The 16325-nt window shown below is 75.3% G+C and carries 13 protein-coding genes; 3 read left to right on the forward strand and 10 right to left on the reverse strand.

What is annotated here, in order from left to right; all coding sequences use genetic code 11:
• Nucleotides 1-3: 3 nt before the first annotated feature.
• From ACWCRA_RS02535 to ACWCRA_RS02575, 9 genes are all read right to left on the reverse strand, one after another.
• Nucleotides 4-1971, reverse strand: a complete 1968-nt coding sequence (locus tag ACWCRA_RS02535) for a TOMM precursor leader peptide-binding protein (protein WP_451066683.1) — start codon at nucleotides 1969-1971, stop codon at nucleotides 4-6.
• Nucleotides 1968-3911: a hypothetical protein gene (locus tag ACWCRA_RS02540; RefSeq protein ID WP_451066684.1), complete on the reverse strand. Its 1944-nt coding sequence runs from the start codon at nucleotides 3909-3911 to the stop codon at nucleotides 1968-1970. Before ACWCRA_RS02540 ends, ACWCRA_RS02535 begins: the two co-directional genes overlap by 4 nt.
• Nucleotides 3908-6628, reverse strand: a complete 2721-nt coding sequence (locus ACWCRA_RS02545) for a lantibiotic dehydratase (protein WP_451066685.1) — start codon at nucleotides 6626-6628, stop codon at nucleotides 3908-3910. The genes ACWCRA_RS02540 and ACWCRA_RS02545 overlap by 4 nt, the downstream gene beginning before the upstream one ends.
• A gap of 109 nt (nucleotides 6629-6737) precedes the next feature.
• Complete coding sequence (locus tag ACWCRA_RS02550) at nucleotides 6738-6938, reverse strand: thiazolylpeptide-type bacteriocin (RefSeq protein WP_351548329.1); 201 nt, start codon at nucleotides 6936-6938, stop codon at nucleotides 6738-6740.
• Nucleotides 6939-7328: 390 nt separating this feature from the next.
• Nucleotides 7329-7751 (reverse strand): lasso peptide biosynthesis B2 protein, encoded by a 423-nt coding sequence (locus ACWCRA_RS02555; RefSeq protein ID WP_351548332.1) that lies wholly within the window; start codon nucleotides 7749-7751, stop codon nucleotides 7329-7331.
• Nucleotides 7748-8005: a lasso peptide biosynthesis PqqD family chaperone gene (locus tag ACWCRA_RS02560; RefSeq protein ID WP_351548335.1), complete on the reverse strand. Its 258-nt coding sequence runs from the start codon at nucleotides 8003-8005 to the stop codon at nucleotides 7748-7750. Before ACWCRA_RS02560 ends, ACWCRA_RS02555 begins: the two co-directional genes overlap by 4 nt.
• Nucleotides 8002-9912: an asparagine synthase-related protein gene (locus ACWCRA_RS02565; RefSeq protein WP_451066686.1), complete on the reverse strand. Its 1911-nt coding sequence runs from the start codon at nucleotides 9910-9912 to the stop codon at nucleotides 8002-8004. The genes ACWCRA_RS02560 and ACWCRA_RS02565 overlap by 4 nt, the downstream gene beginning before the upstream one ends.
• 91 nt (nucleotides 9913-10003) lie before the next feature.
• Nucleotides 10004-10126: a lasso RiPP family leader peptide-containing protein gene (locus ACWCRA_RS02570; RefSeq protein ID WP_351548340.1), complete on the reverse strand. Its 123-nt coding sequence runs from the start codon at nucleotides 10124-10126 to the stop codon at nucleotides 10004-10006.
• 385 nt (nucleotides 10127-10511) lie between these two features.
• On the reverse strand, nucleotides 10512-12302 hold the full coding sequence (locus tag ACWCRA_RS02575; protein ID WP_451066687.1) for a hypothetical protein: 1791 nt from the start codon (nucleotides 12300-12302) through the stop codon (nucleotides 10512-10514).
• Between the two features lie 197 nt (nucleotides 12303-12499).
• Between ACWCRA_RS02575 and ACWCRA_RS02580 the strand changes: the two genes are divergently transcribed.
• The 3 genes from ACWCRA_RS02580 to ACWCRA_RS02590 are packed head-to-tail and all read left to right on the forward strand — an operon-like array spanning nucleotide 12500 to nucleotide 15083.
• A complete protein-coding gene (locus ACWCRA_RS02580; protein ID WP_351548346.1) occupies nucleotides 12500-13567 on the forward strand; it encodes an NAD-dependent epimerase/dehydratase family protein in 1068 nt (355 codons plus the stop codon).
• The gene (locus ACWCRA_RS02585) at nucleotides 13564-14118 is read left to right on the forward strand and encodes an NUDIX domain-containing protein (protein ID WP_351548349.1); all 555 of its coding nucleotides are present in this window, start codon (nucleotides 13564-13566) and stop codon (nucleotides 14116-14118) included. Before ACWCRA_RS02580 ends, ACWCRA_RS02585 begins: the two co-directional genes overlap by 4 nt.
• Complete coding sequence (locus ACWCRA_RS02590) at nucleotides 14115-15083, forward strand: mevalonate kinase family protein (protein ID WP_451066688.1); 969 nt, start codon at nucleotides 14115-14117, stop codon at nucleotides 15081-15083. The genes ACWCRA_RS02585 and ACWCRA_RS02590 overlap by 4 nt, the downstream gene beginning before the upstream one ends.
• Before the next feature lie 16 nt (nucleotides 15084-15099).
• Here ACWCRA_RS02590 and ACWCRA_RS02595 read toward each other — a convergent pair whose 3' ends face one another.
• The gene (locus ACWCRA_RS02595) at nucleotides 15100-16197 is read right to left on the reverse strand and encodes a radical SAM protein (RefSeq protein ID WP_351548354.1); all 1098 of its coding nucleotides are present in this window, start codon (nucleotides 16195-16197) and stop codon (nucleotides 15100-15102) included.
• Nucleotides 16198-16325 lie beyond the last annotated feature (128 nt).

Consider the following 16325-nt stretch of genomic DNA (forward strand, 5'->3'; position numbering starts at 1 on the left):
GGGTCAGGGGAACGGGTGCGGGTGCGGCGACAGTTCGCCGTGGCCGAGAACCCGGTCCGCCCGGCCCAGCCGGAAGGGCACCTCCAGAAGCCGGGGGAGCCCGCGGGTGCGCCGGTTGACATGCCCGAAGGTCATGGGCAGCGAGCCGGGGACGACGACCTTGACGGTGCTGAGCCCGAGCCGGTCCCGCACCCCGGGCTCGTCCTGGGGGACGACGACCACCTCGAGCCCCAGCCCGGCCAGCCGGGCCACCGTTCGTTCCAGGAGCGCGGTGAGATCCGGCACCGGTGCGGGCGCACCGGGCCAGAGCTCGCGCCAGTCGGCCTCCGCCCCGTCGCCGTGGAGGAAGTCCAGCCGGGAGCGCGCCTCGGGGAGGGTGTTCACGGCCACATGGTCGGAGAGCGTGGTGACCAGCTCGGGCCGCTCCAGCAGGGTCAGCAGCCGCCGCCGGTCGTAGAGCCCCGGCTCGGCACGGTGCCGGTGCACGGCGTTGACCACATTGGTGACGACCTCGGAGACGGCCGAGCGGATGGCCGAGCGCGGATCGTGGTGCCCTCCGGCGGCGACGAACGCCTGCGGCGCCGCGGCGGGTTCGCCCCGGTGGAGGGCGACGGCGATCACCACGGGCACCCCCAGGTCGTTGGTGGCGTCGAACAGGGTGATCCGGTAGCCGGCCAGCGCCGCCCGGTCGGTCAGATGGAGCACCTCCGGATCGTCGGCGGGCGGGGCGACCCGGCGCAGCGGGGTGCGCGCGTACCAGGCCATCAGGAACGCGTCCCGCTCGGCGACCTCGAACAGGCCGTACAGCGCCGCCTCCTGCGGGCTGTTGCCCAGACCGCAGCCGTTGGAGCACTCGTACACCACACGGGGCCGGCCGGGGCTCGGGTCCCAGTAGGCGACGTGCTCGGGCACCGCCAGGGGCCGTTCCCGGGTCAGGGACCAGCCGTGCACCCAGTCCAGGGGCAGCGCGGGTGTGTAGGGGACCGTCGCGGAGGCCGGGTGGCCGTGGTGGGCGGGATCGGGCAGCCCGAGCCGCACCGGGTCCACCGCCCGCGCGGGCCCGAGTTCGGCGTACGGGGCGCGGAGCACCGTCCGCCGCCCGATCGGGCTCATGGACGCGAGCCGCTCGGCCGCCTCGAACAGGGCGACGCGCTCGCTGCTGTCGAAGTCGGTGCTCCGGCCGTAGCCGCCGTCGCGCCCGTGCGGGCGGCCGTAGGTGACATACGCGCTGGTGAGGCTGGAGACGGACTCCTCGGTGCGCAGGAGCTGGTTGACCGGCCCGAACCGCTCGTCCAGCAGCTCCGACGTCAGACCGGCCGTGTGGGTGCGGGCGTTGGGCGCGCGCAGCGACGCCGGATCGTGCGCCGGTCCCGGTGCCCGGCGCGCGGCCGGGCCGATGGCGGTCTCGGCGGCCTCCGGCCCGTCGGGCGGCAGCGGCAGACACACCGCACAGCCCCCGACGGGCCGGAGGAGGTGTGTCGACCAGGTGGCCCGGCCGCTGTGGACGACATGGACGACCGCGCCGGGGTCCGGGTCCTGGCCCCGGGAGCCGTCGGGGGCGCCGCTCCCGTGGGCGGCGGGGGTCCCGGTGGCGAGCAGCTCGGTGGCCAGCACACCGACCGCGTCGAGGAACGCGGGCGACGGACGGCCCGTGAGCCGCAGCCCCGGGCTGTGCCAGGGCACCCGGCCGCCGATGGTCGCGAGCCGCCGGTACTCGCCGCACGACAGACACCCCCGCGCGCCGGGCCGCAGCACGGGCCCGACCACCGCGAGCGCTCCGTCGCAGCGGACCGGGACGAGGGTCACCGGATGCCCCAGCGCGTGGCGGGACAGCTCCGCCGCCGTGGCGAGACTCCACTCGTCGAGCACCACGACGGCGCCGCCCCCGGTGAGACGCAGGGCCTGTGGCGCGTCGAGTACCACGGGCTGCCGTTCGGCCAGGGCGTCCCGCAGCGGAGCCGCTGAGGTCATCGGAGTCCTTCCGTGGGGCCGGAGCCGGGATCGAGGTCGGGGCCGGACGCGGGCTCCGTGGTCAGGACCGAGAACCCGCACTGCCGCAGCGCGGACCGGAGCGCGTGCGCGTGCGCGGACGCGCCGCCGGCGGGCTCCCAGGGACGCGGGGACGCGCCGGTCAGTCCGGCCAGCGCCTGCTGGAACGCCCGCTCCCGGCCGGCGGTCTCCCCGAGCCAGACCGCCGTCCAGCCGCCGTCCTCCCAGGGAGCCGGGTCCGCACCGGCGGCGAGCACGGCCGTCGCGCCGCTGGGCAGGGCGAGATACCGGTGCTCCTGTACCCGCCCGCCGAGCAGTGCCCGCGTGCCCGCCTCCGCCCGCGCCGGTCCGCCGGCCCGTACCCGCACCACCGCCGACAGCGCGGCATAGGCCACCGCGTCGTCCGCCGTCGCCTCCACCGCCGCCCCGAGGACGGCAACAGAGCCGACCCCGGCCGCGCGCCCGCGCACCACGGCACGGAACACACCGGCGCCGGAGCCGGTACGGGAGACCTCCAGCTCCGCGTCCACACCGAGCCGCCGGACCAGGACCGACCACCAGTGGCGGGCCTGCGCATGGAGCGTGTCCACCGGCGCGCCGACGACAGCGAAGGGGCCGCCGTCCAGGGGGACCGCCCGCCGCAGCGCGCGCCCCCGGGCGTGCTCCGGGTTCACCCCCACGGCCGGGCCCGGCCGCTCGCCCCCGAGGTGGAGTTCGGCGGCGCGGCACACCGCCTCCAGCCGGGCGAGGTCCGCCCGCGCCGCCCCGGAGAGCAGCGCGCCGCCCGGCGCCGCGCACCGGACCAGGGCGACGGGCAGTTGCGGCAGGGCGCCGGGGTCCGGCGCGTCCACCACCCCCACCTCGGCGTCGCCGAGCACGGGAATCCGGGCGAGCGCGTCGGCCAGGGTGGCGGGGACCGCGCCGGGTGCCACCCGGTCGGCGTCCAGCAGAGCGGGGCCCAGCCAGGTCCGGTACTCGCCCCGCAGCGGCCGGTCCGCCGCGACGAGCACCGCCGGCCGGCCCGGCAGCAGCCGGGCGTCCCCGGCCTCGGCCGACGGGTCGCGCAGCCCCGCGGCGGCGCACAGCAGCCGCTGCGCCGCCGCCGAGGCCACCAGCGCGGTCAGCGCCGGGTGCTCCCCGGAGCCGGGGGCCGTGGCCGCCCGCCGTCCCAGCCGCTCGGCCAGCGCCTCCGCGTCCGCCCGCGCCTGGGCCGGGCTGCCCACGGGCGTGACGAACCCGGAGCCCGCGACCACCTCCGCCGCCACCGCCCGGTCCGGTCCGCCGGGCACCGACGCCACCAGCAGAATCCGCCCGGCGGGCAGACCGGCCTCCCGGAGCCGCTCCGCCCCGGCACCGGTCCGCTCCAGCGCCCGTCCCGCGGCCCGGGCGAGCGCGCCCCCGGGGTGGGGGCCGAGCACCCGCGTCCGGGTCCGGGCGAGGAGCGCCGCCGCTTCGGCGGGCCGGTCGGCGACCGTGCCGAGCCACGGTCCGGCCGGTCCGCCGGGGATGTCCCGCTCGACGAGGAAGTCGTGTTCACGGAGCCGGTCGATCAGCTGGACCAGGGCCGCCCGGAGCCGTGAACCGGCGGGTACCGCGCCCGCCAGGGCCGCGCCCCCGTCCGTCGCGAGGGCGTCGGCCAACTGCTCCCACAGCGCGGGGAGCGCCGGGCTGCCCTCCAGCGAGACACTGGTGATCCAGCCCCGCAGATGCACCCCCTCCCCGAGCACGGTCGCCGCCACCCCCGGGCGCAGCCGCCACCGGCACAGGGAGTCCAGGGAGTCCGGTGCGTCCGGCCCGCCCCCCGGCGCGCCCAGGTCCTCTTCCGGTGCGTCCGGTGCGTCCGGTGCGACCGGCGCGACCGGTACGACCGGTGCGACCGGCGCGTCCTCGGCCGCGTGCGGCGCTTCCTGACGAACAGTCATGTCCGGTCCCTCGATTCGTCGTTCCGGCGGACCCGGGGCCGTCCGGCGCGGTAGGTCTCCACGACCAGCTCGACCGCCGGGCCCGCCCCCGCCGTGCCGGGCGCCGGCAGCGCCTCCTCCAGGACCGCGCCGCCCGGGTGCCGGGCCAGCCACTTCCCCAGCGAGCGCAGATGGAGGGCGTCGCCCAGATCGACGAACTGCGGTTTGGGGAGGTCCAGCGCGTGCAGGAAGTCCTCCGTGACCCGCTCGCCCCGGGGCGGCGGGGCGGCGTGCAGAAAGACCTGGTCGGGGAGGCCGGCCAGGGCCCGCCACCGGGCCACCGCCGCCACCGGGACCCCGCCCTCGGCCGCCAGCTCCGCCCGGAGCGCGGCGACGCTGCCGCCCGCCAGTTCCCACCGGCGCCGGCGCAGCACCAGATGGCGGTGGCGCACCCGGGGGGTGCGCACCAGTTCGCCGCCGGGCACGGCGCTGATCCGGCGCGGTGCCAGGGCGCTGAAGTCGGTGGTGCCGTGCGCGTGGTCGGTGAGCAGCGGCGCGAGCCGGGGCGGGAGCAGCAGCGGAGCGAGCACCCCCGCGTACAGCACGTCGACGGGCTCGCCGGTGGCCTTCAGCCGGACCCGCACCTCGTCGTCGCGCACATCGTGGACCAGCTCCACATCGTCCGCGCCGAGCGAGGCGTACGAGCGGTCGGGCCCGATCTCCTCCGGTACGAAGAGGGGGTGCAGATTCGCGTTGAAGCCGCTGACCGGCCGGAGCTGGGCGACCCGCGCGCCGGGCGCGAGCGCCCCGAGGACCGCGTCCGCCGTCCCGCGTGCCGCCGCCGGGGGCAGGGATTCCAGGAATCTGCTGGAGAAGCGGCCCCACCCGCCGTACACCTGGTTCACGCAGAGCAGTCCGCCGTGGCCGCGCTGGAGGAAGAGGGAGTACGACACCGGGCGCCGGGTCGCCCACGGCGGCAGCCGGTGGACGAGGTCCGTGACCAGCCCGCCGGGCAGGACCACATCCGCGCCGCCGCTCTCCGCGTGGTCCCGGCGGACGGCGGCGACCAGCTCGGAGCGGAGGGCGGTGAGCCGGCCGGCGCCGTCCGCCGCCGGGGAGCCGGGCGGCTCGGCCCGCGGGTCACCGGCGGCGATGAGCCGGGTGGCCCGCTGCCAGGTCTCGTGGGCGGCGGCACCGAAGTCCCAGACGTGGGGGCAGACACCGCCGGGTCCGTAGCGGGCGACGAAGCTGTCCCGGACGCAGCGGCGCACCACGGGGCCGAGGTCGAACAGCTCGGTCAGCGCCGCCAGTTCCGCCAGGGCCTGGTGATCACCGTCGTCGAGGAAGCCGTCCAGCCGGACCGGCTCCCCGAGAACCACGTCCTCGCTCAGCACCGTGAGCCGGTCCGCGCCGTCGCCCACCGGGCGGCCGACCTCGCCGAGGAGGGCGCCCCAGCGCTCCCGGAGGCCGGTGAGGACGGCGGTGCGGCGCGCGGGCTCCGCCGTGCCGAACGCGCGCGTGTCCGCGGCGAGGGAGTCGATACGGCCGGCCAGCTCCCGGTCCCCGGGGGAACCGGTCCCCTCCCGGAGCCAGGTCGCCAGCCCTGTCAGCGGGTCCGGGTCGTGCGGGCCGACCGGCTCCACGGGGACGAGCAGCCCGGCCTCGCACACCCGCCCGAGAAAGGCGAGCGCGGCGTCCTGCTCGCCGGGTCCGGCGAGCGCCCGCGCGAGCGCGTCGAGACCGCCGGGCCCGCCGGCTCCGGCGCACAGTGCGGCGAGGCGGAGCAGCGGCTCCCCGGCGGCGAGGGCGACCTCGTCGTCCTCCACCGACACGAAGCGCGCGGAGACGAAGGCGGTACGGGAGCGGGCGAAGGCCGCCCGGCCGTCCGAGAGCCGCGGGCTGCTGCACATGCGGTGGGGCAGACCCGCACGGCGTTCCCGGTCGGCCAGGAGCGCCGCCATCAGGGTGTCCACCAGGGTCCGGTTGACGCGGACGACGGCTCCGGCCGATTCGAGCGGCACCCCGGCGCCGCTCCAGGGCCGCCGTGTTCCAGCGGCAGGGGGCGGCAGTTCACCCCAGCCGACGGCGGTGAACCAGGAGAGCGGGGTCGTCCGGGCGGCGGCGCGCATCGCGTGCCGGAGCACGCCCGCCTCCTCCTTGCGGGCCCCGCGGTCGTCCCGGCCCTCCCCGGCCCGCACCACCGCGCGCAGCAGATCGGCGCTGCCGAACGCCACGGCCCGGGTGAACGCGGGCTCCCGGCACAGCCCGGCGAGCGCCGCGCGCCCGGCCGTGAGGGCGGGCGCGGTCCCGGCCTCCAGCGCGGTCAGCAGCTCACTCCTCCGCCTCCGCGCGCCGAGCCACCCGGGCAGCCCCGGCACCCGTCCGGGCAGATCGCCGAGCCGGCCGAGGAGGGCGGGCCTCGGGTCGCGCCCGTTGTGCACCGCGCGGCGCAGCGGCAGCACCACCTCGCGGTGGAACTCCGCGCCGTGGCCCGCCCGGCTCGCGTACAGCGCGTCGCCGAGGGCGGGAGCGCGCGCCGTGAGTTCCTCCTCCAGCGCGGTCAGCTCCGCCAGGGCGGCGCGGAAGGCACCGGCTGGGCGGGTCTCGGCGGGCAGGCTCAGCAGGGTGGTGCGGATCAGCGCGCCGGGGGCGAGCCGCGGGGCGGGGGCGGGCTGTTCGGTGCCGGCCCGGGGCGTGGGCGCCGGCCGCGTCTGACGTTCCGGGAGGAGCGGTTTCACTTCGATCCAGTCGACGGCGTGTGCGAGGGGCGGACCGGCGCGGTGCGGGGCTCCCGCGGCGCCCGCGGAGCGGGGAGCCGAAGCCGCGGAAGCCCTCACCGTGCGGGGGTCAGGACATCTCGGTCACGCGCGGGTTCTGCACGCTGCACGCGCCGCAGCCGCTGCATCCCATACAGGACGTCGACGAGGACGAGGCGAGGGAGTAGGTGGATTCACCGATCCCCGCCGTGTCGCGCATCGCGGTGACGGTGATGTCACCGAGGTCCAGAGCGTCCGGATCGAAGGAGGTGGTCATGTCTCTGAGCGTCATGGTGTCTCCCGGTTGAGTGAGAGGGAGCAGCGCGATCCCGTGCGCCGCGTGCGCAGCGTAGATCAGCCTCCGACGGCCCGCGCCGGTGCGGGAAAGGGCAGTTGACCGGGGGGTTCGTGACGGTGGGCCGTTTCCGGACGGCCCGGTTTCCGGCGTGGTTCCTTTGCTCACCGGGGCGTGCGGCGCGTGCGACAGGCGCGTTGTCGACAGTGTGTCAATTCGTTCCGGGGTTCCGGGAGCAAAGGAGGGGCCCGAGGGGCCACCGGGGCGAATGTTTTGCGCCGCCCGGAGGGACCGGCGAGACAATTCTTACGTTTTACGGCGCGGAACAGCGCACGGGCGCGCGCCGGGCGCTGTCTCGGGGCCCGCGCGCCCGGTGGGGGGACGCGGTCACCGCGCGGGGCTGCTCGGACCCACCGACATGATGGTGTGGTAGAGCCGGTCGTCCCCCTCCTCGCCGACCGGGCGGCCCTCCGCCTCCACCCAGGCGTGGGCGGCGAACGGCGCTGTCCGGACCCCGGTGCACCAGGTGGGCCAGGTGCCCCGGAGACGGCACAGCAGCGCGACCGCCAGCGACCGGCGCAGACAGTGGCGGCGGCCCCGGCAGAGGGTGCTGCTGCCGGTGATGTCGTCGCGGGCCGCCGCCGTCCCGGCGTGGCTCGCGGGCCGGGCGCCCGTCCGCAGCAGCTCCAGGACACGGCGGATTCGGCGCGGGCTCGCCCGGGCGAGCAGCCGCGCGGCGAACACGCAGAGCAGGGCGGGAATCCGGCGGGACGGTGACGGCCGGGACGCCGTGGCGGCGACCTGGCTCACGGCGCCGTCACCCCCGAGTCCACCAGGGTGGCGAGGAGCCGGGCGACATCCTCCCGCGCGCGCTCCGGGCCGATCCCGCAGCGCCGCGCCAGCCGTTCGGCGGCCAGCGCGTCGCCGCACCCCGCCAGCAGATCGTCCAGGATGTCGGCCGCGGTGGGATTGAGCTGCCAGTAACGGCCGTTCCGCTCGTCCAGCACGACCAGGGCGGTGTCGGTCCGCACCATCGACACATCGTCGCGCAGCCGCAGCGTCATGTCCGCTCCTCAAGGGCAAGAGATCGGAGGTCTTCGGGATGGACGGTGAGGAGATCGTCGAGTGCGAGAGGCCGGGGAAAGGGGTCGTCGGCGCCCCGGACGCGGTCCCGGAGCCAGATCTCCAGCGCGAGGGACTTCTCGAACGCGGGCGGGGAGCCGCTCGCCTGCCGGGGGCTGAGCAGCGCCTCGCGCCACCGCCGCCCGTCGACGAGCCCGAGCGCCGCCAGCGCCGAGTCCCCGGCGAGCGCCGCCAGCGCGCCCCGGTTGTGCTCCAGGCCCTCGTACCAGTGGACGACGGAGCTGTCCTTGGTGTCGCGCAGCAGCAGCCCGGCGGGGACGACGGGGGCCATCGCCGCCGTCAGCAGGGGTTTGTACGCGAACGGGTCGGCGCTCTCCTCGGGGCGCACCGCGAGGGAGGCCGCGACGACGGCGTCGTCGCAGAACGGCGCGTGCGTGGGCAGCACCCCCGCGTACAACTCCTCCACCAGCCCCGCGGAGCGCCCGGCCGAGCGGGCGAGGGCGAGCCGGGCGTGGAGCGCGGGCCGGGGGTCCAGCGGCCCGGCCCCGGCCGCCGCCCGCTCCTCCAGCAGGGCCGCGACCGCCTCGCGGGCGAGGGGACTCGCCCACGGCGGCAGGACCGGGACCGGGCCCCAGGGCTGGAGCCGCCCGGGCACCCGGACACCGGAACGGACGGCGCCGGCGAGCCCGGCGAGCCACGCGGTGTGGGAGGGCGGCGCGAGCAGGGTCCGCAGGGTGCGGACGGTGGGCCAGCGGTGCTCGGCCAGCTCGGCGCGCACGGTCCGCGCGGCGGTGGCGGGCCGGCGGCGGACCAGCGCGAACAGATACTGCTCCGGGGCCTGGACCACATGGTCCCCGCCGAGGCCGCTCAGCCGGGTCACGGCACCGTGCCCCAGCATCCCCCGCAGAAAGGGCCCCTGCTGGTCCAGATCCCGCACCAGCAGGGGTTCGTCGAGCACGGGCCCCGGCCGGCCGGTGTGGGAGAAGAACGGGGGCAGTGCGTCGCCCCGGTACGCGAACCGCTCCCGCAGGGGCAGCCGCCCGGCTGCGCGGCGCGCCCACTCGGCGTCCGTGTTCCCGCCGCCCGTCCACTGGATCGTCGCCGTGACCAGCGAGGCACCGGCCTCGGCCGCCAGGAAGCACAGGGAGGTGGAGTCCAGTCCGCCGGAGAGGTCGGCTCCCAGGGGGGCGCCCTCGGGCACGCGGGTGGCCACGGCGTCCCGCAGGGCGGTACGGAGCAGGGGCGCGCCCTCGCGCAGGGGCGCGGTCGCCTCGGGCGGGCGCCACCAGCGGACGGTCCGCGCGGTCCCGTCGCGGTCGAGCCGGAGCCCGCTGCCGCCGGGCACGGCGTCCACCCCCCGCCAGGGGGTGAGTTCGGCCAGAGGGGTGGCCGCGGGCGAGGCGAGCCGGACCGCGAGCCGCCCCTCGTCCACCGGTGCCCGGCTCAGCCAGGCCGCGAGGGCGGCGTGGCTCGCCGCGACCGGGCCCCGGCCGGTGCGGGCGAGGAAGACCCGGCGCACCTCGGCGACGCCGCCCTGCACCCACACCCAGCCGTCGCGGGCGGCGGCGAGGTGGAAGGAGCCGGGCCAGCGGCCCGCCAGCGCGGCGACCTGCTCGGGGCGGGTGATCGAGGCGGCGGCGCGGGCGAGTTCGGTGGTGGTGACGGGGCAGAGGCCGATGACCGCGAGCCGCAGCGGCCCGGCGGCGATGTGCACCAGGTCGCTGTGCCGCCACCGCCCCACGATCCAGGGGCGGCCGGAGGGGTGGGAGAGGGTGCGGCAGCCCCGGGCGGCGAGCCGGGCCGCGTCCGCGGCGCCGCCCGCGCTGTCGGGGAAGGCCGCGAACCGGCCACCCGCGGGGATGGCCCGTTCCGGTCCGGGGTCGTCCATGGGGTGCTCCTGAGACGGGGGAGGCGGAGGCGCGCCCGGGCCCGGCCCGGGTGGCGCGCGGGCCTGGTCACCGGGCCCGCGCGCCGGGCGGTCAGAGCAGTCTGAAGACGAAGAGGATTCCGCCCTCGGGCCAGCCGTAGTCGGTGCCCATGGTGGTCTCGGCGAACTCGCCCGTCTCGATCATGACCGGAGGCTCGTACTGGTCGGGGTCCATGTCCATTCCTCTCGTGGGGCCGGGTGGTGCGGAGGGGGTGGTGTCTGTGCACCAATATTCCGGATGGGGAAGATCTATTCGATAGTCATCGGATGTCTGTCTGGATTTGGTGCTCGTGGCTGGGGAGTGCCCTGTCGGGGGCGGGGGGTGGGGTGCGTTTGGTGGGGTTCTTGTTCTGTGCCGGTTCCTGGGGTGGGGGGTCCGTCCTCAAGCGCCGGACGGGCCGGGGTGGTTCGGGGTTCTGTCCGGTGGCGGCAGGTGTGCCCGGCCTGGGGTGGGCTGGGGTGGGCTGGGGTGGGCTGGGGTGGGCTGGGGTGGTTCGGGCTCCGTGTCAGGGAGTGGCGCGGTGGCCGTACCGGCGAGTCCCGGTACGGCCACCGCCCGTTCAGCCGGTCCGGTCCGTCGCCGGGTCGGCGGCATAGCGGATGCCCTCGTACGCCAGCCACTGCATAAAGGTGTGCAGCCCCTGGTGCAGCCCGCGCCCCGGCCCCCACCCCGCCGGGCGGGGAAGCCCCGTGATCTCCGGACCCGGCCCCCGGCGGCGGGCGCCCGGCGCCACCGGTCCGCCGGCCAGCGGCACCGGCCGCACCGCCGACCGCACCGCCTCCGCCATCTCCCCCTCGCCGACCGGCTCCCGCTCCGGCAGGAACAACTCCCGCTCCGGCGGCGGGGTGCGCAGCACCCGTGCCACCGCCTCGATCAGATCGGCCGTGTGCAACGGATACAGCGGCGCCCCCTCCGGCTCACCCACCACCACCGGATGGCTGCGCAGCGCACTCCACACCATGCGGCCGATCGGTGTGTCCAGGGAGCAGCCCGGCCCGTACAGGTCCCCGGTGTGCAGGGTGTACGACAGCGGGCCGGCGCCGGCGCCGGCACCGGCCGCCCGGTCCGGGAACCGGACCACGACCCGCGCCCCCGCGTCCCCGGCGCCGTGCCGCAGCGGACGCAGATCGATCAGCGCGTCGACCCCCGGGTCCGCCCCCGTCGCCCCCCGCACCAGCGAGACCGTGTGCCCCCGGTCGGTCAGCCGCCGGACGACATGCTCGCCCAGCGGGGTCGCCCCGCCGAGCACCCCGACGCGCGGGGCCGTCACGGCGGGGGCCGCGCGCCGCGCGGGCCCCGCACCCGCCTCCAGGCCCGCCTCGACCCCGGCGCGGGCGAGCCGCGCCAGCCCGTCGCGGAGTTCGGCGATCCGCTCCTCGCCCCGGTTGTGGCTCACCCCGCCCGCCCCGATGGTGGCCAGCGCCTCGGCGCAGACGGGTGTCCGGGAAAGATCGGTGCCCCGTCCCTCCCGCCGATGGACGAATCCCATGGTGAAAGCGGTCAGCCAGGTCCCCTTGACAGCCTCTTGATCATATACTTCGGTCAAACCGACATTGGCCGATTTAAGACTGTCGATAACTCTGTCAGTATTTATTCCATAACCTTCCAAAAAGTCGCTGCAGTCCAGATGCAACCACCTTTCGGGCCCCGGTCCGTCCACCCGGACCGTGCACTGCGCGACCCCCTGCTTGAAGAAGGGAATGACCCGGAGCCCTTCGAGCCGCGCTCCCTCGTCACCGGGCCGGTCGCCGGGCAGGAATGCCACCGCGCGGCGCGGCCCCCGGAAAGCGTTCCCGGAAATGCTGCCGTGGTCCTCGTGTTCGGCCAGGCTCGGCACCGACACATACCCGGGAATCCCGTTGGCCCGCAGATACTGGTACATCAGGATGTCGTCGGGCCAGGCGTCCAGGCGTGCCCTGCCGTACGCCACGAACCCCTCCGCGACCCGCCGGGGCAGCACGATCGCGACACAGGGGAAGTACTCGTTGACGGCGCCCACCCAGCGGGCTCCCGCCATGGCGCCGAGGCGCACGGCGGCCCCGTTGCGCGAGTCCCAGAGCGCGAAGAGCGCCAGCGCCGCGTGCGGCAGCTCCGCCACCGCCGCGCCGACCCGCTCGAAGAAGGAGTCGGAGAGGATCATGTCGTCCTGGACGACGAGTTGATGGGTGGCCCCCTCCTCGATCGACGACCAGGCCGCCAGCGCGGTGCGCAGCACCGACGGCTTGCCGGCCGGGTCGGGGTCCATGACGACCCTCAGCGCTCCGGGCGGAGCCGAAGCGGCGAGCCTCTCGGCGGCGGGCAGCCGCTTCGGGTGGGTCATCACCGCTCCGCTGATGCGATAACGCGTCACAGGTCCTCCGTGCTCGGGTTGTTGGCGGACGGAGAAATTCCGCATATGCGTTCTCCCTCTACCAATGAATTTCGGACAGTGCGGTCGGGCCTTTCACGGCTGCGGGGGCGCCGAAAAGGCACCCTGGTTTCAGCCGACGAAGATCGTCATGCTGGCAGCACGCAAACCCCATGCGTATCACCGATGGAGGAGCCCGTATGAGTGTGCAGACAACTGACGAAGGCACCGGCGCACGTGATTCCGTTTCTTCCCGGCTGGAGCGGCTCCGTGGCTCCAAGGTGGTGGTGACCGGCGGAGCGGGGCTGGTCGGAAGCAGACTCACCGCTCTGCTGAGCGGAGCGCAGGCCGAAGTGACGATCCTGGACCGGATGGACGCGTACCCGGAATCCACCCATCGGCTCTTCGGCGCCGAGAAGCTGGCGACCCGTCTGATCGTCGGTGACATCAGCGACCGGGAGAAGGTCCGCGCCCTCGTCGCCGACGCCGATTACGTGGTCCACGCCGCCGCGTTCGCCGATGTCGCCGCCTGTACGCGGCGGCCGGATATCGCCTTCCGCGCGAACAACGACGGCACCGAGACCGTGCTGGAGGAGGTGGCCGCCGCCAACGTGCGCCGCTTCGTCATGGTCTCCTCGGCCGCCGTCTACGGCAATGGCGTCCCGGGCGCCGAGGGAGTCCAGCGGTTCGCCGAGGACCAGCCCCCGCACCCGCTCTCCGTCTACGCCAACGCCAAGCTCTGGGCCGAGCACCAGACCCGGCTGATGCTCGGAGCCGCGGACACCGAGTTCGCCATCCTGCGCTACTTCTCCGTCTACGGCGACCCGCAGGTTCCCAAGCCCGGCAGCCACTCCTGGATGGTCGCCTGGCTGGCCATGCACGCCCGGGTGGGGCTGCCGATGAGGCTCAACGGCGGCGGCATCCAGGTGCGGGACCTGGTCCATGTGGACGACATAGCCGCGGCCACCGCCCTCGCGCTGGTCGAGGACGGAGTCGTCGGCGAGACCGTCAACGTCGGCAGCGGCGTCCCCACCTCCGTCCGGGACGTGGGCGAGCTGATCGCCCCGCACTTCCCCGGCTCCGAGTTCATCATCACCCCCCGGCCCGCCGACGACCCGCTGGGCGGCTTCGCGGCCACCGAGAAGCTGAACGAACTGATGCGCTGGAAGCCCGGGATCACCGTGCGCGAGGGTGTGGAGCGCTATGTCCGCTGGCTGAACGCCACGCCGGAGGCGGTACCGCACTGGCTCACGGAGAAGACCGCGTGACACCTTCGCTCCAGACGGCCGGAGACCGGCCGGGCACCGAGGAAGGCCGCACACCCATGACGTACACCGGCTCCTACATCTGGTCGCTGCGCCAGTCGGTCGGCAGCCGCCTCCTGCTCGTCCCCGGCGCCCAGGTACTGCTCCAGGACCCGGCCGGCCGGGTCCTCTTCCAGCAGCGCGCCGACACCGGCGTCTGGGAGCTCCCGGCCGGCGCGTGCGAGGAGGGCAGCGACTTCGCCGGCACCGCCGTCCGCGAACTGGCCGAGGAGACGGGGCTGCGGGTGGAGCGGGCGGATCTGATCCCCTTCGGCTCCCTCTCGGACCCCGGCGTGCACACGCTCACCTACCCCAACGGCGATGTGACCCACTGCTTCGCCCTCTGTTTCCTGGCCCGGACCTGGTCCGGCGAGCTGGTCCCGGGGCCCGGCGAGGTCGTACGGGCGGGGTTCCACGACCCGGCGGACCCGCCCCGGCCGCTGCACCCGCCGACCGGGGTGGTGCTGGAGATGTTCCGGGAGTTCGGCGCCACGGGAAGGTTCCAGGCACGGTGAGCACCGGTGGTGAATCCTCTCGCGCGGTGGTGCCCTGCCGCGCCTGTCTCTCCGGCGAGGACCTCGACTGGCTGGGCGGCAGATCCGTCAGCCTGGCCCTGGATCTGACCACCGAGGTCGGGACGGCCCCCGGCACGGGGGCACCGGCCGGCGGGGACTGGCCGGCGCAGGTGTGGGAGTTCCTCCGCGCGCGCCTGCCCGCCCTGGGCCCCGAGCCGCCCGCCGTCACCGTCCGCAGCGACGCCCCCGCCGCCAGCGGGCTGTCCTCGTCCACCGCCCTGATCGTGGCGCTGTTCCAGGCGTACACAGCGGCGGCCGTACCGCCGGGCATCCCGGTGGACACCCTGGCGCGGTGGGCGTACGAGTTCGAGTTCGCGCACTTCAACGGCGGCGGGATGGACCATCTGGCCGTCATCGAGGGCGGTGCCCTGCTGCTGGACGGCAGGCCCACCGGGCTGCCCCGGGTCCTCGAACGCGCGGTGTTCCCCGGCGCGTGGGCCGTGGTCGTCGTGGACTCCGCCACCCGCAAGGACACCAGCGACCACATCAGGGTCGTACGGGCACAGCTCGCCGGCCGGGACCCCGCGCTCGCCTCGTACATGGGGGAGGCGGACCGGGCGTCGGCCGACGCGTGGGCGGCGATCGGCGGAGGCGACCTCGAAGGGCTCGCCGACGCCATGGACCGGGCCCACGCCGCCATGCGGGACCACCAGGGGATGTCCACCCCGCTGCTGGAGGAACTGCGGTCGGCGGCCCGGCGCGCCACCGGGCTGCGGCTCAAGCTGAGCGGGGCCGGTGGCGGCGGGGCGCTGGTCGGGGTCTGCCCGGTGGCCGGTCTCGACGAGACGGTCACCGCGCTGCGGCGGGGCCTGGCCGCGGCTCACCCCGGCGCCCGGGTGATTCCCACCCGGGCGGCGGCGGGCCTGCGGCCCCCCGGAGGGCGGACGCGGGCACCGGCTGGATGAAGGGTCAGCTCACGGCTCAGATGAACGGGTCGTAGTCGTTGTCCGGAACGGGTGTCACCGCTTCAGCGTCGATCTTGTCCATTTCGAGGTTGGAGCGGTGACGCGCGCAGTGGAAGAGGCAGTCCCGGCTCGGATCGATCACACTGCGGTCCGAGTTCGCCCAGATGTCCGGGAGCCGCTCGGTGACGGCGTCACCGATCTTCGCCTGGGAGTTGCCCCGGTGGTAGGAGCAGACATAGACCCCGGACGGGGTGATCAGTGTCCGCAGCTCGGCGACCTTGCAGTGGTGGTAGTCCTTCGGCTGGACCGCGCCCACCCGGTTGCGCAGTGAGGTCAGGGTGGAGGAATTGATGATCTCGAAGGAGCCGTCCGCCCACGCCTCGGCCTCGGCCAGCTGGTCGTCGACGGACTGGAGGATCTCGTTCTCCACCTGGATCACATGGTGGCCGTCGTCGAACATCGCCTTGGTCTCGAAGTAGTCGCAGCCGATGTCCCGGGCCAGCCGCGCCGCCTCCAGCACCTCGTGGTGGTTGCTCACCACCCGGCCGTCCGCCTCCCGGCGCGACATCACCAGGAACGAGTAGCCGAGGGCGCCCTTCTTCACCTCGGCCAGCAGCCTCATATTGCCGACGACCTTGTCGAACACGCTGCGGCCCTTGCGGTCAGGTCTGAAGATTCCATAGGTCTCCCGCGTACCGGCGTCCATCGACACCCGCACCCACGAGGCGTACTCCGCCAGCTCGTCCAGATTCTGCTGGATCATGGTGCCGTTGGTGACCACGCCGATGGCGACGCCGGCCTCTCCCAGGACCCGGAGCACATTGCGGGTGCCCCGGTGCGCCAGCGGCTCCCCGCCGCCGATCAGGACCACACCGCGCACACCCATTTCTATGATCTCCCCGGCCAGCTCCGCCAGCCGTTCGGGGGTGAAGCGCCCCTGGTTCAGCAGCTTGCCGCTGATGCACTCGGGGCAGGCGAGATCGCAGAACGTCGTCGGATCGAGGTCCACCACCAGCGGCCCGGAGGAACGTTTACCCGCGGCCGCTTCGAGCACGCGGGGCCAGCCGGTGGGCTGATACAGCTTGGACACCAGGTCAAGACGGTCGAACGTCAAAATGAACTCCTGCTGGTAAAGAGAACCGGACCAGGACGGCCCAGGTGTTCTCGGTGTTTCGTCGGGGCGGTGCGCTGTGCCCCCGCGCCCAGTCCTGCGGGCGCTCCACTGCCGGTGCGGCGGCGGTG

The organism is Streptomyces sp. NPDC001889, from assembly GCF_053594535.1.